Genomic DNA, 25,135 nt, shown 5'->3' with positions numbered 1-25,135 from the left:
CAAACAACGGTTTCCCGACCGCCCGGACCGGGACTTCCTTCAACAGACTCGGCTCAACACACGGCGTATGGCCAACGGCCCGCCAGCTAGGCTCACCTGTAACGGCTGCCCCAAGCCTACCTCGAACACACCATCGAATCAAACCCTGACCTGGGCAAATATGGAGCCCCAGCCCAGCGAGGCAGTCCTCGATGCAACGTCCCGTCCAGAGACGGCTCGCAGAGGCTTCCGGGCTGTCGCCAGGGGCGTGCAGTCCAGGTGTACGGGCCGGGTGTGCAGGCCGGAAGGGTCGCCGGCAACGCGGGCTCTGTGGAGGCGGGAGAGGTGGCGACCGGCACGAGGGCACCGCGACGGCCAGAAGCGTTGTGCCCGGAGATGATTCGCAGAGGCTTCCGGGCTGTCGTCGCGGCGTACGGTCCGGGTGCGCGGTCCGGAGGTGCAGGCCGGAAGGGTCAAGGGTCGCCGGCAACGCAGGCTCCGTGAAGGCTCACGAGGTCGCGCCCGGCACGAGGGGTGGGGCAGGGCGGCGTGGGCCAGCAGGGCGGGGCCGAGGAGCCTGGCACTGCGACGGCCGGAAGCGTTGTGCCGAAGACCGGGCCCCCGAATATACCGAGCTTGCGACTACGTTGCGTGAGGAGAGCGAGCGGGCCTCGTGAGGAACCGGAGGCGCCTGCCGGCGCGGGCTTCGCGCGGATCGAAGGTTCATGCCGGCGCGGGCTCGGTGAGGACCGGAGGTTCCCTCCGACGCAATGACCGACACGGCCAAGGTCGTGGACCACCCCTCGCGACCGTCCTCGGCGCGGGACCGCGGTCTCGCGGCATTCGGGTCAGGGGCGGACGGCAAGCACCCGGAAGCTGATGCCGCGGGTCGCCCGCGTCACCAACTCGATCCTGAAACCGGCCTGCTGGAGGTAGGGCCGCGGATCGCGGGTGAGGTAGTCGGCCTGGAACCGTACCGACAGCGGCTCCAGCAGCCGCATCCCGGCCCGTATCACAGGGCTGCTCGACGGCCCGTGCTCGGCCAGCACGAACCGCCCGCCCGGTTTGAGCACGCGATAGGCCTCGCGGGCGGCGGCCAGCGGATCGGGGATGGTGCACATCGTGAACGTGGACACGACCGTGTCGGCCACCCCGTCGGGCAGGTCCAGGCGCTGTACGTCGCCCTGCCGCAGCTCCACCTGCTCGCCGAGGCCGGCCTGCGCCACGCGTCGCCGTGCCAGCTCCAGCATGCGCTCGGACAGCTCGATCCCGACGACCGTGGTGTCGGCGTCGTACAGCGGGAGGTTGAGCCCGGTGCCCACCGCGATCTCCACGACATGACCGCGCGCCTGCCTGACGGCCCACTCCCGGCTGCCCGGCAACAGGCGGCGCTCCCAAGTCAGCATCTGGCTGTCGTACCGATCCGCCAGCCGGTCGAACACCCGGCGTACGTCGGCATCCGTGAGCGCCCGCATCGACCGACCCTTCCGGAACGGGAGACTCCGCACATGGTGCCACGCCATCGGACGGCGGGCCACAGGCGCGGCCCCGAGCGCGTGGAGCTGTGCGTGCCGGGCCCGGGCGTGCGGGCGCGGGTCTGGCTCTGAGCGTGCGGGCCAGAGCGTTGCGGGGGCCGCGTGTGGAGCATTGCGTGCGGCCCCGTGCAGGTCCCGTGTGGCCTCACGCGCCGATTCCCATACTCGGCCCCATATGCGGCCCCCATGCGCGCGGTCCATACACGGCCACGCGTGTGCAGCCCCGGGGTTACGGGTCTGGGGTGCGCGGCCGGGGCTACCTCCGAGAGGTCAACCGGCCGCGGAACTCGGCGTTCGCGCTCTCGATCAGCCGGTTCATGTGCTCGATCTCGGCCGGGTCCGGTTTCCGGCGGAGCCGCACCTGGATCGCGAACTCGCCGTCCTCCACGGTCACGTCGAGGTCCTCAAGGAGGTCTGCCGGCAGCCTGGTGATGACGAACTCGCGGAACGCCTCGGCGATCGTGCCCTGGACGTCTCCGCAGCCGCAGGCGCGGCCCTGGACGATGGCGCCGAGGTGGCTGCGCCCCGTGATCGCGTCGGGGTGCGCGACGTCGAGCGTCGCCAGCCCGGCCTCCACCACCTGCCGTGCCTCGGCCAGTCGTTCCTCGTGCTGCAGGAACAGGCCGAGCGCGATCCGCGAGCGGCCGAGCATCTCGTGGTCGTGCCCGCGGTCGGCCTCGGCCACGGCGTCGCGCAGACGCCGCTCCGCCTCGTCCGTACGGCCCGAGGCCGACAGGGCCAGCCCCCAGTTGCGCAGGACCTGGGCACGCAGCTCATGACGGCCGATGCGGTCCGCACGCGCCCACGCGTTCTCGAACGTCCGCAGCGCGGCGGCGGTGTCGCCGGCGTCCTCGTGCGCCATGGCGAGGCCGAGCGTCGCCATGAGCGCGTCCTCGGCCCGGCCCTGCCGGTCGTAGGAGGCGAGCACCTTCTCGATCGCCCACACCCGCCCCGCTTCGTCGCCGATGTCGTGGCCGGTGTTCGCCAGCTGCGACAGGGCGTTGAGCGTCGCCTGGTGATCGGGGCCGAGCCGCTCCTCCAGGGCGGCGACCAGGCTGGTGAGCACCGCCTTGCCGGTCGACGGGTCCTGGCCGGCCCGGTTCATCACGGTGAGCGCGATCTGCTCGACGATGCCGTCCGGCAAGTGCTCCAGATCCGCGAAGGCGGGTTCGCCGCCGCCGGAGACCACGATGATCTCCGCCCGCAACGCGAGCGCGGTGGCGACCCGTTCGTGGCCGCTTCCGCCAGAACGTGCCGACCGCCTCTTCCACGATCTGACGGGCCTGGCCGACGTCACCACGTCGGAGCAGCACGTCGGCCAGGGGCTCCAGGGCATAGGCGTAACCAGGGTGCTCACGGCCGTAGAAGTCGCGCCGCTCCTGGACATTGCGCCGCAACTCGTCTTCGGCCTCGTCGAGCCGCCCGGCCATCGTCAGTACGGTGCCGAGGTTGAGCCGATAGGTGAGGTGGTCCTTGTACGCCTCTCGGTCACCCGCAGGCGGATAAGAGCAGGCGCTGCGATAGCAGTCCACCGCCCGGTCGACCTGACCGGAGCTGAACAGGAGGTTGCCGAGATCGCCCTGGGCCGACGCCCATTGCGGGCTCCCGTGGCCGTACCCGCGCTCGGCCTTCCCCAGTTCCCTCACCAGGAGCTGTTCCGCGTCGATGAGACGGCCCTCTTCCAGGAGACCGTACGCGATGTCGAGTGGGGACGGCGATCTTGACATGCGGGGAGTATAGAGACCGGATCCGACAGAAAGAGAACGGCCGGAAAGCGCGGGCTGACCGGCCGTTCGCGAGAGCCTCTTCGAGGCCAAGGCGAGTGCGCGGCGGTGTAACCGGGTCACGAGGTCGGTGCGCGGCGGTGTGACCAGGGCCGCGAGGTCAGTACGCGACGGTGAAACGGGTCCGGTGGTGGCGTGGGTGTTCGGCCTCGTCCAGGAGCGCCACCGCGAGGTCCTCCATCGAGATGCGGGACTCGCCGTCGGCGTCGACCACCAGCTCGTCGGCGCCCAGCCGATAGTGGCCGGTCCTCTCACCGGGGAGGAGCAGGTCGGCCGGGCTCAGGTAGGCCCAGTCGGCGGTGGTGTCGGCCCGGCAGGCCGCGAGCTGGTCGACGCACGCCGACGCGATCGGCAGCAGGAAGGACGGATAGCCCTCCCGGTCCATGAGGCGACCGCCGCCCTCGATGGTCAGGCTGCCCGCGCCTCCGACGAGCAGCAGGCGCGCGCCGGTCTTGGCGCACGCCGAGAGCAGGGTGGTGGCGACCGTGACGAGCTGGTGCTCCTCGCCGGGGGCCGGGCAGGTCGCGGTGATCACCAGGTCCTGTCCGGTGGTCAGCGCGATGGCGTCGTGCAGGTCGGTCGCGTCGCCGACCCGGGTACGCGCCTCTCCGGGCAGCCCGGCGAGCCGCACCGGGTTGCGGGCCGCCGCGGTCACCTCGTGTCCGCGGGACACGGCCTCGGCGACGACGCGCCTGCCCACGTTCCCGGTCGCCCCGAAGACTGTGATGCGCATGCCGCTACTTCCTCTCGATCTCGCGGGTGCCGCGGGCGGTACCCTGTGCGGTGTGCCGGATCATGTGGACCACGTCCTGCAGCAGTGGGCCGATGCCCGCCCTGACCTGGACGTTTCCCCGATGGCGGTCTTCGGCCGGCTGTCGCGGCTGACGCAGCTCGTCAACACCGAGCTGCGCCGTACGTTCGCCGGACACGACCTGGACCCCTCGTCGTTCGACGTCCTGGCCACCCTGCGCCGCGGCGGCCGGCAGACCCCGGCGGAGCTGATGCGCTCGGCCATGGTCACCTCGGGGGCGGTCACCCAGCGTCTCGACCGGCTGGAGGCGCGGGGCCTGGTGAGGCGTACGCCCAGTGACGTGGACGGCCGCGGTGTCCACGTGGACCTGACCGCCGCCGGCCGCGAACTGATCGACCGGGCGCTGCCCGACCACGTGGACACCGAACGCCGCCTGCTCGCCGGGCTCACCTCCGCCCAGCGGGAGAACCTGGCCGAGATCCTCAGGCAACTGCTGATGTCGCTGGGCGACGAGAGAGCCTCCTAGACCCGCTTGGTGCCGGACACCACCAGCGAGGTCAGGACCACGAGCGCCGCCGCGACCCACAGCACGCCGGTCACGGCGACCACCCCGACGATGAGGCTGGCGAACAGCGCTCCCAGCGCGATCGCCAGGTTGAACATGCAGGTGTTGAGCCCGGTGGCGGCCTCGACGCCCTGCGGCGCGGCCTTGATGATCCAGGTCTGCACGCTGACCGGCAGGCCGCCGAACGCGAAGCCCCACGCGATCAGCAGGATCGATCCGGTGACCGCGTTGCCGCCGATGAGGGGGAACGCCGCCAGGATGACCGCGAGCGCGACGCTGACCACGACGATCGTGCCGCGGACGTTGCGGCCCGCCCACGCGCCGACGATGAGGTTGCCGGCCATCCCGGCCACGCCGTACGCCAGCAGCAGCGGGCCGATGAACGCGGCGCCGACGCCGGAGACGTCCTGGAGGATCGGGCTGACGAACGTGAAGGCGCCGTAGTGGCCGGACACCAGCAGGAAGGTGGCGACGACGCCGACCCGGACGGCGGGCACGCGCAGCTGCTCGGCCAGGGTGCGCAGCCGTACGGGCTCGGTCGCGGGCATCCGCGGCAGCAGCACGCCCAGCGCGATGACCAGCAGCAGAGCGACGGCGGCGACCGCGCCGAACGCGACGCGCCAGCCGGTGAGCTCGCCGACGAGCGTGCCGGCGGGGACGCCGATGACGTTGGCGGCCATGGCGCCGAAGAAGATCAGTGAGGTGGCCCTGGCGACGTGCGCCTCGGGGACCAGCCGCACGCCGAGGCCCGCGGCGAGCGCCCAGAACCCGCCGATGCTGACGCCCACGAACAGCCGGGCCACCATCAGCACGGCGTACGTGGGAGTCACGGCGGACACGACGTTGGCCACCAGCGCCAGCAGGATCAGGCCGAGCAGGACCACCCGCCGGTCGAGCCCGCGGATCGCCACGGGGAGCAGCGGCGCGGTGACGGCGGCGACCAGGCCCGACACGGTCACCATCAGGCCGACTTCGCCGTCGGAGACGTTCAGGCCGCCGCCGATGGCCGTGAGCAGGCCCATCGGCAGGTTCTCGACCGTCACCACCAGGAAGGTCCCCAGCGCGACGGCGATCACCGCGAGCCAGTTCTTGATGGGGACGCGATCCGGTTTGCCGGTCCCGGCGGAGACGGACTCGATGACTGTCATCTGGTTCCTCCTGTGCGCGTGGGCCCGGTCCGGGCAGGCGAAAGCGAACGTCGTGCGTCGGTTGCGTCGAGCGGTGGTGCCGATCGGCCCCGGCGACCGTGGACCAGTCGTGGATCAGTGGCAGGCAAATCGCTTAGCACTAAGAGACTTTACCTTAGCGCTAAGCGATTGGCCAGACGTGCGGCCTGCCGGGTCTGAGACGTGCAGGCCGCCGGGTGGTGCCCGAGTGGCATCCGGGCGGCGACCCGAGCGGTGTGGACGGGCGCGAGATCCGGCGATGGCGGTGTCCGAAGGTGGGGGAACCGTGCCGGCGAATCGTCCGGGAAATCGGTTGCTCGTGGTGCATTCTCACCACCGCCGTTTCTCGCGTGCGCCCGTCGGGGCATTCCGAAACGGAGGCTAGTTCCGCGTTTCCTGCCGGGTCAACGAGAGTCGTACGCGACTCGGGACGCGTCGTTTCTTTGTAGGGGTGGTAAGGGGTTGCGGCTCGTCTCTGTCGTGCTCTGCATGATGGACACCCGAAAAGTCCAGAGGTGTCCCGGATCGTCCTGACGTGCTGTGGGGCCGCTAGGGGTTGTGGGGAAAGCCCGCCGCGGCGAATTCTGAATGAGCCTCGCAGGCCGGAGTTATTCGCGCCGTAGCGAATTCCATCTCGTAGGGCCGCACTGTCGCGGGCTGCTCAATGCCATTGTTCGTGGCCGTTTGCAATTCGTTTCCGACCGAGGCCGCTCAGGCCGGTTCGAAAGGCGGGCAACATGCAGGGACTGATTCAGGTGGCGGGTGTCATCGACCAGGCCGAGGCGGACCTGATCCGCGAGGAGGGCGCGGACTGGCTCGGCTTCGCGTTGCGGCTGCCGGCGAAGAACGAGGACCTGACCGAGGAGGAGGCCGCGGCGATCGTCAAGGAGATCCAGCCCGAGCACCGGGGCGTCGTGATCACCTACCTGACCGACGCCGAGGAGATCAAGACCTTCTGCGCGGAGCTCGGCGTCACCGCGATCCAGTTGCACGGCGACGTCACGGGCGAGGAACTGCGGAAGCTGCGGCGCATCGCCCCCGAGCTGTTCGTGCTCAAGAGCCTCGTGGTCAAGAACGACAACCTCGACGAGCTGGCGGGGATCGTGGACGAGGCGGCCGAGTGGGTCGACATGTTCATCACCGACACCTTCAACCCGGCGACCGGTGCCAAGGGCGCCACCGGCCTGCTGCACGACTGGTCGATCAGCGCGGAGCTGGTCCGGATCTCGCCGAAGCCGCTGATGCTCGCCGGCGGGCTCAACCCGGACAACGTCGCCGCCGCGATCACCGAGGTCCGTCCGGCCGCGGTCGACGCGCACACCGGCCTTGAGGACCCGGTGACCCGCCGCAAGGACCGGCTCAAGGTGCGCAAGTTCGTCCAGGAGGCCCGCCGGGCGTTCGCCGCCCTGGAGGCGGGTGAGAAGGCATGACCATCACGGCGACGCAGGCGCCCGGCCCGGTGAGCAGCACCGTGGACGACACCTCGAACGGTGCGGTGGGCAGCACCGGGAACGGCGCGGTGAGCGGCACCGGGGGCAGCACCGTGGACGACACCTCGAACGGTGCGGTGGGCAGCACCGGGAACGGCGCGGTGAGCGGCACCGCGAATGGCCCCCTCACCGGCACCGTGCACGAGAACGTGCACCTGCTGCCGCAGACCAGGCAGCTGCGGGCGCTGCACACCGTCATCCGTGACCGGCACGCCGCCCTGGACCGTTTCGTCACCACCTCGGGCCGGATCATCCGCCAGCTCATCGAGACGGCCCTCGACCTCCTGCCGTACGAGCCGCTGGACGTGCAGACCCCGGTGGGGCGCACGTACCACGGCCTGCGGCCGGCCCGGCCGATCTGCGGGGTGCCCGTCGTGCGGGCCGGGGAGAGCATGGAGCACGAGCTGCGCGTGATGTCGCCGGGCGTGCGGATCGGCAAGATTCTGATCCAGCGCGACAAGGTGACGAAGCTGCCGCGGCTGTACTACTCCGCGCTGCCCGCGGACATCGACCGGCACAGCGTGCTGCTGCTGGACCCGATGCTCGCCACCGGCGGGACGGCGCTGGCCGCCGTCCAGGTGCTGCTCGACCACGGGGTCGCGGAAGACGACATCGTCTTCGTCGCCCTGCTGGCGGCGCCGGAGGGCATCGCCGCCGTCCACGCGCGCCACCCGAACCTGCGGATCGTGACCTCGGCCATCGAGGAACGGCTGAACGAGAACGCCTACATGATCCCCGGCATCGGCGATTTCGGCGACCGCTACTTCGGCACGGACGTCTCACGCTGACGTGCGCCCCTCCCGTCGGGGAGGGGCGCACGTCCCGCCGGCCCGGCGGCAGACCCGACCGGCCTGCGGCGCACCCCAGCAGCCCAGGCCGGTCACCCCCGCCGTGCAAGCCAAGTCGGCGCACCCCAGGCCGGCGCACTCCCAGGCCGGTCGCCCAGCCGCACAACCCTGGTCGGCGCACCCCAGACCGGTCACTCAGCCGCACAACCCAGGGTGGCGCACTCCCAGGCCGGTCACCCAGCGACACAGCCCAGACCGGTCACCCCGTGGGGCAGCGCGGGAGACGGGTGACGGCGCGGAGGGCCGCGGTCTCTCAGTAATCCTTGTCCGCCCATCGCAGGGGGAGGAAATGATCACCACTCCAGCCGTTGAAGCGAGACGGGAACCACCGGAGGACGCCTGTCTTCCGGATCTGCTCGACGCTCAGGCCCGGTTGCGTCCGGGCGCCGTCGCGGTCGTCTGCGGAGAGCGGCGGCTGACCTTCCGCGAGCTCGCGGAGGGCGGCGCGGCTCTCGGCGGGCACCTGCGGGAGCTCGGTGTGGAGCTCGACGAATGCGTGGGGCTGTTCGTCGAGCCGTCGATCGACCTGATGGTCGGCGTCTGGGGAATCCTGCGGGCCGGCGGCGCCTATCTGCCGCTGTCCCCCGAATATCCCGAAGAGCGCCTCCGCTACATGATCGAGGACGCCGGCGTGCGGGTCGTCGTCACACAGGACGAGCTCGTGGACCGGCTGTCCGAGCTCGCGCCCCCGGGGACGCGGATCGTCACCCTGAAGGACGCGGAGACATCGGGACACGCCCGTCACCCGGGCCTGCGCCCGGGCAACCTGGCGTACGTCATCTACACCTCCGGCAGCACCGGCAAGCCGAAGGGCGTGATGATCGAGCACCGCAGCATCGTCAGCCAGATGCGGTGGCTGCGCGCCGCGTACGGGATCGACCAGACCAAGGTCATCGTGCAGAAGACGCCGATGAGCTTCGACGCGGCACAGTGGGAGATCCTCGCGCCGGTCTGCGGCTCCCTGGTCGTCGTGGGCCCGCCCGGGGTCTACCGGGACGCCGAGCGGCTGATCGACGTGATCAGGAGGCACGACGTCACCACGTTGCAGTGCGTCCCGACGCTGCTGACGGCGCTGCTCGACACCGAGGAGCTGCAGAGCTGCACCTCGCTCACGCAGGTCTTCACCGGAGGCGAGGTGCTGTCGAAGGGGCTGGCGACGACCTTCCTCGACACCATGCCCGGGTGTGCCCTGGTCAACCTGTACGGCCCCACCGAGTGCACGATCAACTCGTCGTCGTATGTCGTCGACCCGGCGGCCGTCGGCGAGGGCCCGAACGCGATCTCGATCGGCGCGCCGGTCGATCACACCGACTATCACATCCTCGATCCGGCCGGGGCGCCGGTGGCCGTCGGCGAGATCGGCGAGCTGTTCATCGGAGGCGTCCAGGTCGCCCGCGGCTACCTGCACCGGCCCGAGCTGACCGCCGAGCGGTTCGTGGACAACCCGCTCGGCGAGGGCAAGGTGTTCAGGACCGGCGACCTCGCGTACTGGAACGCCGACGGCACCGTCCAGTTCGTCGGCCGCGCGGACAACCAGGTCAAGCTGCGCGGATTCCGGGTCGAGCTGGACGAGATCAAGCTCGCCATCGAGACCCACGACTGGGTCAAGCACGCCGCGGTCATCGTCAAGAACGATCCGCGCACCGGCTTCCAGAACCTGATCGCCTGCGTCGAGCTGAACCCCAAGGAAGCGGCGCTGATGGACCAGGGCAACCACGGCGCCCACCACCAGTCCAAGGAGAGCCGGCTCCAGGTCAAGGCGCAGCTGTCCAATCCCGGGCTCAGGGACGCCGCGGAGCTCGACGGCAGGCCGGTGATCGACCTGCCGGGCAAGCAGGCGACCGCGCGGCAACGCGCGCTGGCGTTCGCGCGCAAGACCTACCGGTTCTACGAGGGCGGCGAAGTCGGCCGGGGCGACATCCTGAAGCTGCTGGCCAGGAGGCCCGAGGGCGCGCGGTCCCGCGGCCTCGACACCGTCGGCCTCGACACCCTGGGCGAGATCCTGCGTTACTTCGGCCAGCACCACAGCGAGGAACGCCTGCTGCCGAAGTACGCGTACGCCTCGCCGGGCGCGCTGTACGCGACCCAGCTCTACCTGGAGATCGACGGGATCGGCGACCTCCGGCCCGGCTTCTATTACCACCACCCGGTGGACCACCGGCTCGTGCTGATCGCGCCTGCCGCCGGGGGAGCGCGACCGCGCGTGAAGCTGCACTTCGTCGGCAAGAAGCGGGCGATCGAGCCGGTCTACAAGAACAACATCCGCGAGGTGCTGGAGATCGAGACCGGCCACATGGTCGGCCTGTTCGAGGAGGTGCTGCCGGAGTACGGCCTGGACATCAGGCCCCTGGAGTACGCCCCGGCCACGATCGACCACCTCGACTGCGCCGCCGAGGACTACTACCTCGGCACGTTCGAGCTGGTGCCGTACGGCGGGCCGCGCCGGGACGAGGTCGACCTCTACGTCCAGGCGCATCCCGGGAAGATCGCCGACCTGCGGGCGGGTCAGTACGCCTACGAGAACGGGCGGCTGCGGCTCATCTCCGACGATCTCATCCTGAAGAAGCAGGTCATCGCGATCAACCAGGCGGTGTACGACCGGTCGAGCCTCGGCATCTCGGTGATCAGCAGGAACAGCGAGGAGTGGCTGCACTACATCGACCTGGGGCGCACGCTGCAGCGGCTGTCGATGAACGACGTGAACCTCGGGTTCATGTCGTCCGGATACAGCTCCAAGTCGGGCTTCGACCTGCCGTCCGCGCGCCGGATCGACGACATCCTCCGCTCCAACGGCCGGCCCACCGGCCCGTCGTACTTCTTCATCGGCGGCCGGGTGAGCGACGAGCAGCGGCTGAGCGAGGGGATGAAGGAGGACTCGGTCCACATGAAGGGACCGGCGGAGATGATCAGGGACGACCTGATCAACTTCCTGCCGGACTACATGATCCCCAACAAGGTCGTCGTGCTCGACCGGTTGCCGTTCACGGCGAACGGGAAGATCGACGTCAGAGCGCTGGCCGAGTCCGCGGCGACGGACGTGGACAACGCCGACCGGCCGTACGTCGCGCCGCGGACCATCACCGAGCGCCGCATCGCCGAGCTGTGGAAGAAGGCGATGAAGCGGGAGACCGTCTCGGTGGAGGACGACTTCTTCGCCTCGGGCGGCAACTCGCTCATCGCCGTCGGGCTGATCAACAAGATCAACCGGGAGTTCTGCGGCTCGCTGCCCCTCCAGGTGCTGTTCGAGTGCCCCACGATCGAAAAGCTCGCCCGGCGGCTCGACGGCACCGGCGCGGAGGCGTGCTCCCGGCTCGTGCCGCTGCAGCGGGAGGGCTCCGAGCGGCCCATCTACTGCTGGCCCGGCCTCGGCGGCTACACGATGAACCTGCGCACGCTGGCCGCCAGGATGGGCACCGCCCAGCCCTTCTACGGGATCCAGGCGTACGGGATCAACCCCGAGGAGGTGCCGTACGCGACCATCGGCGAGATGGCGGCCGAGGACGTCAAGGCCATCCGCCGGCTCCAGCCGTCCGGGCCTTACACGCTGTGGGGCTACTCGTTCGGCGCGCGGGTCGCGTTCGAGGCCGCCTACCAGCTCGAACAGGCCGGCGAGCGGGTGGAGCACCTGTTCCTGATCGCGCCCGGCTCGCCGAAGGTCCACACGGGGGGCACGGCCGAGCACGAGCGCCAGGCCGGCTTCGGCAACAAGGCGTACGTCACGATCCTGTTCTCGGTCTTCGCCGGCACGATCACCGGGCCGCTGCTGGAACGCTGCCTGGCCGAGGCCGTGGACGAGGAGAGCTTCGCCGCCTTCATCCACCGCAACTTCCCCGACCTCGACATCGACCTCGTACGCCGGATCATGCGGGTGGTGGGCGAGACCTTCGAGTTCAGCTACACCTTCCGCGAGCTGGCCCGGCGGCGGATCGACGCGCCGATCACCATCTTCAAGGCCAGGGGCGACGACTACTCGTTCCTGCAGAACAGCAACGGCTACTCGGCGGCGCCTCCGGTCGTCGTCGACCTGGAAGCCGACCACTACGGCCTGCTCAAGGAACCGGACATCGACGAGCTGGTCGAAGCCATCAGGGATCGTCTCGGGACGCACAGTAAGGAGATCGTCATGCCGCACGTCAGCATCAAGCACTTCCCCGTCCCCCTCACCGAGCAGCAGCACTCCGACCTGGTCGCCGCGGTGACCAAGGCGATGACGAGCGCCTTCGGCTGCGAGGAGGGCTCGGTGTCGATCATTCTGGAGCCGGTCGCGAAGGAGCTGTGGGACGAGAAGGTCTACATCCCCGAGATCCTCAACCAGAAGCACAAGCTGAACAAGCTGCCGAACTACGGCCCGGCCGCGAACTGAGAGGCGACGATGACCCGCGAGCATGGGCGCGTCCCGCTGGTGTTCAGCGAGGAGGTCGCGGACGCACTCGCAGAAAGACGCCCGGTGGTGGCGCTGGAGTCGAACGTCATCACCCACGGCCTGGCCTACCCGGACAACGCCGCGACCGCACGCAAGGTCGAGGACGCCGTCCGCGCGGGCGGCTCGGTCCCGGCCACGATCTGCGTCGAAGGCGGGCGGATCAAGGTCGGCATGACCGACGAGGACGTCGAGCGGTTCGCCTCGACGCCCGGCATCCCCAAGGTCAGCAGCCGGGACCTGCCGGTGATCCTGGCCCAGGGCGGGCTCGGCGCGCTGACCGTGGCAAGCTCGGTGGTGGCGGCCGAGCTGGCCGGCATCCCGTTCTTCTCGTCGGCCGGCATCGGCGGCGTGCACCGGGGTGCGGAGAAGACGATGGACATCTCCTCCGACCTCATCCAGTTCACCCGGTCGAAGGTGGCCGTCGTCTGCGCCGGGGCCAAGAGCATCCTCGACCTCAACCTGACGATGGAGTTCCTGGAGACCCACTGCGTGCCGGTGGTGTCGTACCGGTCGGACGACTTCCCCGCGTTCTACTGCGTCTCCAGCGGCATCCGCAGTCCGCAGCGGCTGGACGACGAACGGGTGATCGCACGGGCGGTGGAGAACCACTGGGCGCTGGGCAACCACAGCTCGTTCCTGATCACGACGCCGGTGCGGGAGGAGGACGCGATCGACGCCTCCGAGGTGGACGCCGCCATCGCCGGCGCGATGGCCGCCGCCGAGCGGGACGGCGTACGCGGCAACGCGATCACGAAATATCTGATGCGTGCCGTGGACGCGGCCACCGAGGGCCGGTCGTCGCGGGCGAACATGGCCGTGCTCGTCAGCACGGCCGAGGTCGGCGGCCGTCTGGCCGCGGCGCACGCGCGGTATCTCGCGGAGATCGCCTGATCCGGGGAAAGCCCGATCAGGGACCGTCTGATCGGGGACCGTCTGATCGGGGACCGCCTGATCAGAGATCGCCCGACCAGAGACCGCTTCATCCGAGATCGCCTGGTCCGAGCGCGGAACCGCCCCGGAGCCCGTCCGCTCCGGGGCGGTTCCGCATGCCGAAGGACAAATCCCGCGGAAAATCAAGGGATAGCGTCGGGACCGTTCCGCGCGGTACAAACGTGCCACACATTTTTCGGGCCTTGAATCAAGAAGGTCTCGTGAGAGAGCGCTCTCTCGGCTGCGGCACGCAGCGGAAAGGACGAACCGTATGACGACCCAGACTCATGACTCTGGGACTCCCGGCGCCGATAGTCCCACAAGGCGGCGTTCCGGCCGCCGCCTCATCGGCCGGGCGTTCACGTTCGGTCTCGTGCTGACGACCGCCGTCGTGACGGCGGGAGCGACGGCCGCCGCCGCCGCACCGGACCACGGCCCCGCCGCACCGGACCACGGCCCCGGCGCCCCCGCCGTCCCGGGTGGTCCCGGTGGTCCCGGTGGTCCCGGCGGCCCCGGGGGCCCCGGGGGCCCCGGGGGCCCGGGTGGCCCCGGCGATCACGGAGGAGTGCCCGACCTCGGGCCCGGCGTCACCGTCTTCGACCCGAGCATGCCGGTCGACCAGATCCAGGCGACCCTCGACGCGGCGCACGCGGCGCAGGTCGACAACGAGATGGGCACCGAGCGGCACGCCTACCTCTTCAAGCCCGGCACGTACGGCACCGCCGAGCATCCGCTGCAGATCAAGGTCGGCTACTACACCGAGATCGCCGGTCTCGGCGCCTCGCCCACCGACGTCGTCATCAACGGCAAGGTCGAGGTCTACAACCGCTGCCTGGAGAACAACGGCACCGGCAACTGCCTCGCGCTCGTCAACTTCTGGCGCACGCTGTCGAACCTGTCGATCGACATCAACGCCGCGGGTCAGGACGGCTGCCGCCAGTCGGCGAACTTCTGGGCCGTCTCCCAGGCGGTCTCCATGCGCCGCCTCAACGTCACCGGCGGCACCCTGTCGCTGATGGACTACTGCACCGCCGGCCCGCAGTACGCCAGCGGCGGCTTCATCGCCGACTCCCGCCTGCCGTCCGTCACCAACGGTTCCCAGCAGCAGTGGCTGACCCGCAACACCGAGGTCGCCGGGTGGTCCAACGCGGTGTGGAACCAGGTCTTCTCGGGCGTCGTCGGCGCGCCGGACGAGTCGGGCTTCCCCGACCCGCCCTACACCACGCTGGAGAACACCCCCGTCAGCCGTGAGAAGCCCTACCTGTTCACCGACGCGCAGGGCAGGCTCAACGTCCGCGTGCCCGCCGCCAGGAAGAACACGCGCGGCATCTCGTGGGCGGACGGCATGACGCCGGGCCGTACGGTGCCGCTGTCGGACTTCTACGTCGCGAAGCCGTCCGACTCGGTGCAGGCGATCAACAGCCAGCTCGCGCGCGGCAAGAACCTGCTGCTCACGCCCGGCGTGTACGACATCGCGAAGAGCATCGAGGTCAAGCGCCCCGACACCGTGGTCCTCGGCCTCGGGCACGCCACCCTCACCGCCTCGCACGGCGCGACCGCGCTCGACATCGCCGACGTTCCCGGCGTGATCGTCGCGGGCGTCACCGTCGACGCGGGTCTGCAGAAGTCCCCCGTCTTGCTGCGGGTGGGCAAGGAGCACGGCGGGCCGGCTGGCGCTGGGCCTGGTGGTGGGCCTGGTGGCGGTGGACCCGCTGGTGGGCCTGCTGGTGGACCTGCGGGTGGTGGGCCCGGTGGCGGCCACGGGAGCTCGCCGGACAACCCGACGACCCTGTCCGACGTGTACTTCCGGGTCGGCGGCCCGCACGTCGGCAAGACCGAGACCGCTCTCGAGGTCAACAGCGACAACGTGCTCATCGACCACACCTGGGTGTGGCGCGGCGACCACGGCGTCGAGGGCTTCACCGACACGCAGCGCTGGAACACCAACATCGGCCGCTACGGCGTCGTCGTCAACGGCGACCACGTGACGGCGACCGGCCTGTTCGTCGAGCACTTCCAGCGCTACAACACCGTCTGGAACGGCGAGGACGGCACGACGATCCTCTACCAGAACGAGCTGCCGTACGACCCGCCGACGCAGGCCGACTGGATGAACGGATCCGTGGAGGGCTACGCCGGCTACAAGGTCGGCGACCGCGTGAAGAGGCACAACCTCTACGGCGCGGGCGTCTACGTCTTCAACCAGAACAACCCGGAGATCCACACCGAGAACGGCTTCGAGGTGCCGCAGACCCCGGGCGTGAAGCTGCACCACATCATGACGGTCAACCTCAGCGCCGGGACGATCGACCACGTCGTCAACGGCGTCGGCGACGCGGCCGACACGACCAAGGTCGGCGCGCCGGTGTTCGTCACGGACTACCCGGCCCCGTAGTCACCCGCGTGGGCCGGAGCCCGGGGTCACGTCCCCGGACCCCGGCCCACCGCTCACTCGCTCACCAGGACCCGCGGTGATGAGTCCTTCAGCTTCTCGCGGGCCTGGACGCGCTTGCCTCACACGCCCGCGCCGGACTCGCAGCGTCGTTTGAGGCTCTCCGCCTCCGTGCGTACGAACCTTCGGGTGCGGCCGCCGGCCAGCAGGCTCACCAGCGGCGACAGCGGTCCTGACTGGTCGATCCCGAGCCGGACCGACACCCCGTTCTCGCGGGGCGTGAGCACGTGCGTCCCGACCGTGGTCACGCCCCCGCCGGTCGCCTGCCAGGTGAAGGAGGCGCCGTCGGTGAACTCGGTCCCCTGCCAGACCATCGGGGGAAGCCCCGGCTGTTTGATCCGGAACCGGCCGCCGATGCCGAGCGGGCCGTCGCCGAGGGGCTCGATCGCGGTCATGGTGGGGGTGAACTCGGGCCATCGGGTGACGTCCGTCATGACCCGCCAGACCCGCTCCGCTGCGGCGTCGATGTCGACGCCGGTCTCGAACCGCATGCCCGCCACTTCCTCTCATCCCGATGCCGATCGGCCCGGCGGCTCTGCGAAGGCCGCGGACACCCTCATGATGCTGCAGGGGTCCCTGCGGCTGATCAACGGGGGAGGTCGGCGCCGCCCAGGTCCCGGCCGGCGACGAGGTGGGCGTAGACGATGACGTTGTCGCGGTAGTGGCCGCCGGCCGTGTCGAACGCGCCGCCACAGGTGATGAGGCGCAGGCCGGGGAACTTCACCATTCCGTAGACCCTGCGGGTGGGGAAGCGGTCCTTCGGCACGCTCTCCAGGGAATCCACCTCGAAGATCGCCTGGGTGCGGTCCTTCCTGGAGATCCTCACCGTGTCGCCCGGCCGCAGGTCTCCGAGCCGGAAGAAGACGCCAGGTCCCTTCTTCGAGTCGACGTGACCGGCGATGACCGCGGGGCCGGGTGACCCGGGCGAGGGGCCGAGGCGGTACCCCCCCGCCTCGTCGACCCTGTCGAGAGGCGGGACCTCCAGCGTCCCGTCCGGATTCTTGCCCAGCGTCATCAGCGTGGTCCGTACCCCGATCTTCGGAATCTCCAGCATGACCGGGGGCGACGACGCGAGGGCGTGCGCGGTGGCCTTCGGATGCGCCCGAGGGGTGGAGACGCTGACGGGAGGGCTGGGCGGCGTCGCCTGACGGTCGCCGGAACGCCCGGCGGCCACCGGGACTGCCACCGTGACGGCGACTGCGACTGCGGACAGGCCCAGGAGGACGGCGACAGCAGCCCTGCCCATTTCATCACCGTTTCCATACTGAGACCTTCCGGGACATCATATGTCGCTTTCATGACAAGCAGGCACTCCCGTCACGCGTGTAACCTTCTGGAAGTTGTTGCCTAAATATGGCTGTTTGCGGTGATCTGGACGGTTTGAGTGGTTCAGTCGGAAAATTTGACCGGGCCGCCGGAGATCGGGCGCGGCCACGTCCCCGATGCCGGGCATTCCGGACCCGCGGCCACGCCGGTTCGTCCGAGCATCCTCGCCGCGGCCCGTGGGGGCCGGCGCCGGGCCGTGAAGGGCGCCGACGGCAAGCGGGACCTTCCTGAGGTCGACCCCTCGCGCATGCACGTCACCGTGCTGGTCCCGGCGCACGACGAAGAGGACCAGATCGCCGAAACGATCACGTCCCTGCACGGCCAGCGGCGCAGGCCCAACCGCGTCATCGTGATCGCGGACAACTGCACCGACAGGACCGCGGACATCGCACGCGCGCACGGCGCCGAGGTGATCGAGACGGTCGGCAACCGCCACAAGAAGGCGGGCGCGCTCAACCAGGTGCTCAAGGCTCTGCTGCCCGAGATGGGGTCTCGGCATGCCGTACTGGTCATGGACGCGGACTCGGCGCTCGACCCCGGTTTCATCGAGCACGCCGTCCTCCGCCTGGCCACCGGCGAACTGGCCGCGGTGGGGGGCACCTTCACCGGCAAGCCGGGCGGCGGCCTGGTGGGCATGTTCCAGCGCAACGAGTACGCGCGCTACGCCCGCGACGTGCGACGGTTGCGGGGAAAGGCGCTGGTGCTCACCGGGACGGCGACGCTGTTTCGCGCGCTCGCGCTCAAGGAGGTCGTCAGGGCCCGCCGCAGTGGTCGTCTCCCCGGTCGCGACCAGGTGTACGACGTGCGCGTGCTGACCGAGGACAACGAGCTCACCCTGGCGCTGCTGCACCTGGACTTCCGCATCCTGTGCCCTGCGGAGTGCACGCTCACGACCGAGGTCATGGAGACCTGGAGGGACCTGTTCAAGCAGCGGCTGCGGTGGAAGCGAGGGGCGCTGGAGAACCTCACCGACTACGGCTGGACGCGGATCACGTTGCCCTACTGGGGGCGCCAGCTCCTGTCGTTGATCGGAATCATCGTGATCTTCGCGTACCTGGGCGCCACGGCCTGGTCGATCGCGGTCACGGGCGCACTCGCCTTACATCCGCTCTGGGTGGCGGTCACGGGCGTCTTCATGGTCGAGCGGGTCGTGACCGTGCGGAGCAGGGGCGGCGTACAGATGGCTCTCGCCGCCCTGCTCGTCGTCGAAATGATCTTCGATGTCTTCTTGCAGATCGCACAGGCGAAAGCCTTCTGGGACGCCGCATGGCGTCGGGAAAGGAAATGGTGATTATGTACAACAACCCACCCATCGGGGGCGTTGCGGCGGGCTTCGGCGGCGCGGCGCTGACCGCCCCGTTCATGGGCTGGAACGCGCTCTGGATCGCCCTGGGCCTGTTCACGCTGGCCTCCGCCGCGGTGGCGGTCAAGCGGGTCATCCCGAAGCGGGAGGCCTGATCGCGGGAGGGAAGCCCTCTCGCCGTCGGGGCGAGAGGGACTTCCGGGCCGGATCAGGGCCGGACGCGCTCGCGCCGCTCGTCGTCACCCTCCTTCGCGGCCGCCCGGCCCCGGCGCAGGACGGCGATCGCCGCCGCGACGGCGGGCACCAGGATGGCCGCCGCCGCGACATTGACCGCCTGGAAGCCGCCCGCGGCGAGGATCGGCCCGGCCAGCGCGGCCGCGGCGGCGCCCGCGTAGTTCATCCCGGCGTCCGTGGCGCCCTGCAACGGCACCCGTACGTCGTCCGCGGCGGTGCCGGCGAGCAGCGCGGACGCGGAGATCAACGAGACAGACCAGCCCAGCCCGAGCACGATCAGCGCGAGCGCGGTGAGCGTGCTGCCCTCCCCGGCGGAGGCGGCCACGAAGCCGAGCGTGACGGCGGCCACGAGCAGCAGCATCCCGCCGCACGCCGTGCGTACCGCGCCGATCCGGTCGGCCAGCCAGCCGAAGACCGGGCTCAGGGCGTACATGCCGAGCACGTGCAGGCTGATCACCACGCCCACGAGCTGCAGTGACATGCCGTGGTGCTGCATGTGCAGCGGCGTCATCACCATCACCATGACCATCATCGCGTGCGCCACCGCGATGAGCACGACCGCGAACCGCGCCGCCGGGTCGGCCGCAGCCCAGCGCAGCGCCGCCACCGCGCCCACCGCCCGGGCACTCGTGACCGCCTCACCGGAGGCCGGTGCCGCCGGGCCGGAGGACGGTGCGGACGGCGCGGCCGGGGCGGCCGGGGCGGCCTGCCCGGAGGCCGGTGCCGGGGCGGTGGAGGAGGGTGCCGCAGGACTCGATGCCGATGTGGCTTGCCCGGAGGCTGATGTGGCAGGTGCGGACGGCGCGGCCGGGGCGGCCTGCCCGGAGCCCGGTGAGGCTTGCCCGGAGCCCGGTGCTGACGGGGTGGAGGACGGCGCGGTGGGTCGGCGGAGGAACACGGTCACCACCGCGCCCGCGAGGGCGAAGGACACGATCGAGAACACGTACGGCCCGGCCAGGCCGGGCAGCCCGAGCCACCGGCCGAACCGGTCGGCCACCTCGCTGAGGTTGGGGCCGGCCACGGACCCGATCGTGGTCGCCCAGATGACGATCGACATCGTCCTGGCCCGGTTGCCGGGCGCCGCGCCGTCCGCCGCGGCGTACCGGGACTGCAGGTTGACCGCCTGCCCGACGCCGAACAGCGCCAGCCCGGCCAGCAGCACGGCGAGCTGCGCGACGACGGCGGCGGTGACGATCAGCGCGCCGCCGAGCACGGCGATGGCATACCCCAGGGTGAGCGAACGGCGCCGTCCGCGCCGGGCCGCGACGCCGGCCAGCGGCACCGCGGCGACCGCCGCGCCGAGCACGCTCGCGGCCTGGCCGAGCCCCGCGACGGACGTGCCGCCGAGCCGTTCAAGGAGCAGCCCGCCGACCGCGATGCCGGAGGCGACCGCGACGCCGCCGAGGAGGTTGCCGGTGACGAGGGCGCCGATGCCCCTGCTGCGTTCCCCACTTGGCACGGACACCACCGCCGAGATCACCTTCCCCTGAAGCCGGTCCGGGTGATCCGGAAAACGGCACTCGATCATATGTCCGGCATGTGGAGATCCGTCGCCCTATTTATGTCTGGGCATGCGCCCTCGATGCACGGGGATGTACGCGTGCGGAGGGGGATCCGATGTCCGGAGATCGGTGGCGGTTCTGGGTGGACCGCGGCGGGACGTTCACCGACGTCGTCGCCCGGCGCCCGGACGGACGGCTGGTGACGCGCAAGCTCCTGTCGGAGAACCCGGCGCGCTACTCCGACGCGGCGGTGGCGGGCATCCGCGCCCTGCTGGACGTCCCCGAGGGGGAGCCGATCCCGGTCGAGTGGATCGAGTCGGTGCAGATGGGCACCACGGTCGCCACCAACGCCCTGCTGGAACGCCGCGGCGAGCGTACGGCGCTGGTCATCACCAAGGGGTTCGGCGACGCGCTGCGCATCGGCTACCAGAACCGCCCGCACATCTTCGAGCGGCGGATCGTGCTGCCGGAGATGCTGTACGAGCACGTGGCCGAGGTGGACGAGCGGATCACCGCCGACGGCACGGTGCTCCGCCCGCCCGACCTCGACGCGCTCGTGCCGGAGCTGCGTCGGCTGCGCGAGGAGGGCGTCCAGGCGGTCGCGGTGGTCTGCCTGCACAGCCACCTCCACCCGGCGCACGAACGCGCGATCGGGAGCCTGGCCAGGCGAACGGGCTTCGCCCAGGTGTCCTGCTCCAGCGAGGTCAGCCCGCTGATGAAGCTGGTGCCGCGCGGCGACACCGCCGTAATCGACGCCTATCTGTCTCCCGTCCTGCGCCGATATGTCGAGTCGGTGGCCCGCCAACTGCCCGGCGTACGGCTGATGTTCATGCAGTCGAACGGCGGGCTGGCCGAGGCCGGGCACTTCCGCGGCAAGGACGCCATCCTGTCCGGCCCGGCCGGGGGCGTCGTGGGCATGGCGGGCATGTCCCGGCTTGCCGGGTTCGACAAGGTCATCGGCTTCGACATGGGCGGCACCTCGACCGACGTGTCCCACTACGCGGGCGCGTACGAGCGGGTCGTCCAGACCCAGGTGGCCGGCGTACGGCTGTCCGCGCCGATGATCGCCATTCACACGGTGGCGGCGGGCGGCGGGTCGGTCCTGCGGTTCGACGGCGGGCGCTACCGGGTCGGCCCCGACTCGGCGGGGGCCGACCCCGGCCCGGCCTGCTACCGCAACGGCGGCCCGCTGTGCCTCACCGACGCCAACGTGATGCTCGGCCGCATCCAGCCCGGCCACTTCCCCGAGGTCTTCGGCCCGGACGGCGACCTGCCGCTGGACGTGGACGAGGTGCGGCGGCGGTTCGCGGAGACGGCCGCCGACATCCGCGACCGCACCGGAGACGAGCGCGATCCCGAGCAGGTCGCGGAGGGCTATCTGCGGGTCGCGGTCGCGAACATCGCCAACGCCATCAAGCAGATCTCCGTGCGGAAGGGCCGTGACGTCACCGAATATGCCCTCACGACGTTCGGCGGCGCCGGAGGGCAGCACGCCTGCGCGGTCGCCGACGCGCTCGGCATCCGCACCGTGCTGGTGCCGCCGATGGCGGGCGTGCTGTCCGCCCTGGGCATCGGGCTGGCCGACACGACCGTGCTGCGGGAGCAGTCGGTCGAGGCCCGGCTCGACCCCGCCACGACGCGGCGCCTGACCGGGCTCGCCGGCACCCTGGAGGCGGCGGCCCGCCGCGAGCTGTCGGACGAGGGGGTGCCGGACGAGCGCATCCGGGTGAGCCGGCGGGTGCGGCTGCGCTACGACGGCACCGACACGCCGCTGCAGGTGGACCTGGCCGAGACGGACGCGATGGTGGCCGCGTTCGAGGCCGCCCACCTGCGGACCTACTCCTTCCTCATGGACCGGCCGCTGGTGGCGGAGGCGGTCTCCGTCGAGGCGGTGGGCCTGACCGAGCGGCCCGATCTTTCGGTCCTCGCCGAGAGATCGGACGCCGGGGCGCCCGAGGCGGTCCGGATGTACACCGGCGGCGCGTGGCGCGAGGTGCCGCTCTACCGGAGGGAACGGCTGCGCCCCGGCGACGCGGTCACCGGCCCGGCCATCGTGGCCGAGGCCGACGCGACCACCGTCGTCGACGACGGCTGGCGGGCAGGCGTGACGCCGTACGGGCACCTGCTTGTGGAACGGGAGCGGGCCCGCCCCCGGGCCGCGGGCGTGGGCACCGCGGCCGACCCCGTGATGCTGGAGGTGTTCAACAACCTCTTCATGTCCGTCGCCGAGCAGATGGGCGCGCGGCTGGAGGCCACCGCGCAGTCGGTGAACATCCGGGAGCGGCTCGACTTCTCCTGCGCGCTGTTCGACGCGGGCGGCGATCTCGTCGCCAACCCGCCGCACATCCCGGTGCACCTCGGGTCGATGGGCGCGAGCGTCAAGGAGGTGATCCGCCGCCGGGGCGACGGGATCCGGCCCGGCGACGTGTACGCGATCAACGACCCCTACCACGGCGGCACCCACCTGCCGGACATCACGGTCGTCACCCCCGTCTTCGACGACGCGGGCCGGGAGATCCTGTTCTTCGTGGCCTCCCGCGGCCACCACGCGGAGATCGGCGGGCTGACGCCCGGCTCGATGCCCGCCATGAGCAGGACCCTCCACGAGGAGGGCGTGCTGTTCGACTGCCGCCTGCTGGCCGACCGTGGCGGCCTGCGCGAGCAGGAGACGAGGCGGCTGCTCACCGAGGGGCCGCACCCGTCCAGGGACCCCGCGACCAACCTGGCCGACCTGCGCGCGCAGATCGCCGCGAACGCCAAGGGTGTCGAGGAGGTCGGCGCGATGATCGGCCACTTCGGCCTCGACGTCGTGCGGGCCTACATGCGGCACGTGCAGGACAACGCCGAGAGCTCGGTCCGCGCGGTCATCGACGCCCTCAGCGAGGGGAGCTACCGCTATGAGACGGACTCCGGAGCCGTGATCGCGGTGCGCGTCTCGGTGGACCACGCCCGCCGCACCGCGACGATCGACTTCACCGGCACCTCGCCCCAGCTCGACACCAACCTCAACGCGCCGTCCGCCGTGGTCACCGCCGCCGTGCTGTACGTCTTCCGCACCCTGGTGGCCGACGAGATCCCGCTCAACGACGGCTGCCTGCGGCCCCTGCGGATCGTCGTGCCCGAGGGGTCGATGCTGGCTCCCACGTACCCGGCGGCCGTGGTCGCGGGCAACGTCGAGACCTCGCAAGCGATCACCGGCGCGATCTACGCCGCGCTGGGCGTCCAGGCCGAGGGGTCGGGGACGATGAACAACGTCAGCTTCGGCGACGAACGGCGTCAGTATTACGAGACCGTCGCCTCGGGGTCCGGGGCGGGAGACGGGTTCGACGGGGCGTCGGTGGTGCAGACCCACATGACGAACTCCCGGCTGACCGACCCCGAGGTGCTGGAATGGCGGTTCCCGGTGCTGCTGGAGGAGTTCGCCGTACGGCACGGCAGCGGCGGCGCGGGACGGTGGCGCGGCGGCGACGGGGCCGTGCGCCGCATCCGGTTCCGCGAGCCGATGACGGTCAGCGTGCTGTCCAGCCACCGTCGTGTGCCGCCGTACGGCATGGCCGGCGGCGCGCCCGGCGCGCTGGGCGTCAACCGGGTGCGGCGCGCGGACGGAGACGTGGTCCACCTGGCGGGATGCGACTCGATCCGGGTCGAGCCGGGTGACGTGCTGGAGATCGAGACCCCCGGCGGCGGCGGATACGGCCCCCCGGACGGCGGCCCCCCGGACGGCGGCCCCTCGGACGGTGACCCCCCGGACGGCGGCCCGTCCTGACCGGGCCCTGTGCTCGACCGCGCCTCCTCAACGGGCCCCTGAACGGCCCTGGAACGGCTCCTCAGCGGGCCCTGCACGGAAACTCTCGACGGAGCTCTCGACGGGCGGCCCGGTGGGTGGGCTCGGTGGGGCCCGGTGGGTGGACTCGGTGGGGGACTCGGCGGGGGGCTCGGTGGGGGACTCGGCGGGCTCCGCCCTCCTCGGCCTTCGCGGCGAGGAGGGCGGGCTTCCAGCGGTTTCGCCGTTACCACACCGGGCGGCTTTGTTTTTGGCGATGAGCCGCGGGGTTTTCGCACCTGACACGGCAGGCGCTTGCTCAGGAGTCTCTCACCCCGCCCTCAAGACCGGGTGCAAGACGACTCCCTGATCACGCCAAGAAAGCGCCGGTCACAGCCTCGATCACAGGGCCGGTCACAGCGCCGAGCAGACCGTGCCGTTCGGGCGGAAGACCGCGGGGAGCGCCAGGGCTCTTCGCCTCGATCACTCCGGGGTCGAAAGGGGGACCGGTTCGTGGAGCAGGCCCCGACGATCACCCGAGGTGATCTCCCGGTCAAGCGCCCGGGGCGTCGCCCCTGATCGGCACGCGTGGTCGTTTCATCGGTGGTCTCCCGTCGTGCCCTCGGGCAGCGTGTCGGCGAGGTACGCGGCGAGGTCGGGCCGGTCGGGGGCGAGCACGTGCCGCACCCACGCGTCGCGTTCGTGCAGGATCGGTGGCAGCTCCCAGACGCAGCCGATGAGCGGGCGTTCCAGCCGGACGAAGTGGGTGGGGTCCCGGTCGGGGCAGCCCAGCACGGGCTGACCGGCCACCGCGATGCCGCAGTGCAGGGCGTTGTCCCAGGCCCAGGTGTAGGTGTTGATGTAGGCCCCGTCGTCCCCGCCCCTGTGGAGGACGACGAAGGCGGCCGGGGGCGTGCCGTCCGGCTCCGGCAGCAGCTCGGGCAGGACGGCGTAGGCCGCCTTCTCGACCTCGGGGGCGATGCCGTCCGGGTCGGCGGTGACGTGGTAGCGCTTGACGTGATAGCCGCTCACCTCGATCGGGGGCGGCACGAAGAGCAGTTTCTCCGTGAAGGCCATGCCGGGA

Annotated in this window: 17 protein-coding genes and 1 pseudogene; 9 read left to right on the top strand and 9 right to left on the bottom strand. The window is 71.0% G+C overall.

From position 1 onward, the window contains the following. Positions 1-827: 827 nt before the first annotated feature. The 4 genes and pseudogenes from FLV34_RS24420 to FLV34_RS24405 all read right to left on the bottom strand — a co-directional run bounded on the left by FLV34_RS24420 (position 828) and on the right by FLV34_RS24405 (position 4,031). Positions 828-1,454: a class I SAM-dependent methyltransferase gene (locus tag FLV34_RS24420; protein ID WP_147944141.1), complete on the bottom strand. Its 627-nt coding sequence runs from the start codon at positions 1,452-1,454 to the stop codon at positions 828-830. 316 nt (positions 1,455-1,770) lie between these two features. Then, a complete protein-coding gene (locus FLV34_RS24415) occupies positions 1,771-2,721 on the bottom strand; it encodes a tetratricopeptide repeat protein (protein WP_187280716.1) in 951 nt (316 codons plus the stop codon). A gap of 88 nt (positions 2,722-2,809) precedes the next feature. Further along, positions 2,810-3,241, bottom strand: a pseudogene (locus FLV34_RS43435) (tetratricopeptide repeat protein); the annotation flags it as partial. Between the two features lie 157 nt (positions 3,242-3,398). Continuing rightward, a complete protein-coding gene (locus FLV34_RS24405; protein WP_147944139.1) occupies positions 3,399-4,031 on the bottom strand; it encodes an NAD(P)-dependent oxidoreductase in 633 nt (210 codons plus the stop codon). 52 nt (positions 4,032-4,083) lie between these two features. On the opposite strand from FLV34_RS24405, the gene FLV34_RS24400 reads away from it, so the two are divergent. Beyond that, positions 4,084-4,575, top strand: coding sequence for a MarR family winged helix-turn-helix transcriptional regulator (locus FLV34_RS24400; RefSeq protein ID WP_147944138.1), 492 nt, complete (start codon positions 4,084-4,086; stop codon positions 4,573-4,575). Here the strand turns inward: FLV34_RS24400 and FLV34_RS24395 are convergent. Continuing rightward, positions 4,572-5,762, bottom strand: coding sequence for an MFS transporter (locus FLV34_RS24395; protein WP_142650598.1), 1,191 nt, complete (start codon positions 5,760-5,762; stop codon positions 4,572-4,574). The two genes, FLV34_RS24400 and FLV34_RS24395, sit on opposite strands and share 4 nt — an antisense overlap. Before the next feature lie 755 nt (positions 5,763-6,517). Here FLV34_RS24395 and FLV34_RS24390 point away from each other — a divergent pair. The 5 genes from FLV34_RS24390 to FLV34_RS40680 all read left to right on the top strand — a co-directional run bounded on the left by FLV34_RS24390 (position 6,518) and on the right by FLV34_RS40680 (position 15,866). Then, complete coding sequence (locus FLV34_RS24390) at positions 6,518-7,210, top strand: phosphoribosylanthranilate isomerase (RefSeq protein WP_142650599.1); 693 nt, start codon at positions 6,518-6,520, stop codon at positions 7,208-7,210. Beyond that, positions 7,207-8,058: a uracil phosphoribosyltransferase gene (gene upp, locus FLV34_RS24385; RefSeq protein ID WP_187280715.1), complete on the top strand. Its 852-nt coding sequence runs from the start codon at positions 7,207-7,209 to the stop codon at positions 8,056-8,058. The genes FLV34_RS24390 and upp overlap by 4 nt, the downstream gene beginning before the upstream one ends. A gap of 349 nt (positions 8,059-8,407) precedes the next feature. Further along, positions 8,408-12,481, top strand: a complete 4,074-nt coding sequence (locus FLV34_RS24380) for an amino acid adenylation domain-containing protein (protein WP_147944137.1) — start codon at positions 8,408-8,410, stop codon at positions 12,479-12,481. A gap of 9 nt (positions 12,482-12,490) precedes the next feature. Beyond that, positions 12,491-13,432 carry a pseudouridine-5'-phosphate glycosidase gene (locus FLV34_RS24375; RefSeq protein WP_147944136.1) on the top strand — a complete coding sequence of 314 codons (942 nt, stop codon included), beginning with the start codon at positions 12,491-12,493 and terminating at the stop codon, positions 13,430-13,432. A gap of 412 nt (positions 13,433-13,844) precedes the next feature. Further along, positions 13,845-15,866, top strand: a complete 2,022-nt coding sequence (locus FLV34_RS40680) for a glycoside hydrolase family 55 protein (protein ID WP_222709604.1) — start codon at positions 13,845-13,847, stop codon at positions 15,864-15,866. 119 nt (positions 15,867-15,985) lie between these two features. Here FLV34_RS40680 and FLV34_RS24365 read toward each other — a convergent pair whose 3' ends face one another. Together FLV34_RS24365 and FLV34_RS24360 are read right to left on the bottom strand one after the other, a co-directional pair. Continuing rightward, positions 15,986-16,414 (bottom strand): SRPBCC family protein, encoded by a 429-nt coding sequence (locus FLV34_RS24365; protein WP_147944135.1) that lies wholly within the window; start codon positions 16,412-16,414, stop codon positions 15,986-15,988. 95 nt (positions 16,415-16,509) lie between these two features. Beyond that, a complete protein-coding gene (locus tag FLV34_RS24360; RefSeq protein ID WP_147944134.1) occupies positions 16,510-17,169 on the bottom strand; it encodes a class F sortase in 660 nt (219 codons plus the stop codon). Between the two features lie 276 nt (positions 17,170-17,445). On the opposite strand from FLV34_RS24360, the gene FLV34_RS24355 reads away from it, so the two are divergent. Together FLV34_RS24355 and FLV34_RS40675 are read left to right on the top strand one after the other, a co-directional pair. Continuing rightward, the gene (locus FLV34_RS24355; protein ID WP_205830857.1) at positions 17,446-18,540 is read left to right on the top strand and encodes a glycosyltransferase; all 1,095 of its coding nucleotides are present in this window, start codon (positions 17,446-17,448) and stop codon (positions 18,538-18,540) included. Between the two features lie 2 nt (positions 18,541-18,542). Next, positions 18,543-18,707, top strand: coding sequence for a hypothetical protein (locus FLV34_RS40675; RefSeq protein ID WP_168066353.1), 165 nt, complete (start codon positions 18,543-18,545; stop codon positions 18,705-18,707). Between the two features lie 53 nt (positions 18,708-18,760). Here the strand turns inward: FLV34_RS40675 and FLV34_RS24350 are convergent, their stop codons facing one another. Beyond that, positions 18,761-20,254, bottom strand: a complete 1,494-nt coding sequence (locus tag FLV34_RS24350) for an MFS transporter (protein WP_222709603.1) — start codon at positions 20,252-20,254, stop codon at positions 18,761-18,763. Positions 20,255-20,403: 149 nt separating this feature from the next. Here FLV34_RS24350 and FLV34_RS24345 point away from each other — a divergent pair, with 149 nt between their 5' ends. Then, a complete protein-coding gene (locus FLV34_RS24345; RefSeq protein ID WP_147944132.1) occupies positions 20,404-24,054 on the top strand; it encodes a hydantoinase B/oxoprolinase family protein in 3,651 nt (1,216 codons plus the stop codon). 594 nt (positions 24,055-24,648) lie between these two features. Here the strand turns inward: FLV34_RS24345 and FLV34_RS24335 are convergent. Next, positions 24,649-25,128 carry a hypothetical protein gene (locus FLV34_RS24335; protein WP_142650606.1) on the bottom strand — a complete coding sequence of 160 codons (480 nt, stop codon included), beginning with the start codon at positions 25,126-25,128 and terminating at the stop codon, positions 24,649-24,651. Positions 25,129-25,135: the final 7 nt, after the last annotated feature.

The sequence above is a fragment of the Microbispora sp. CSR-4 genome (genome assembly GCF_008033685.1).
GTDB lineage: Bacteria > Actinomycetota > Actinomycetes > Streptosporangiales > Streptosporangiaceae > Microbispora.
This window is presented reverse-complemented; position numbering and strand designations above follow the sequence as displayed.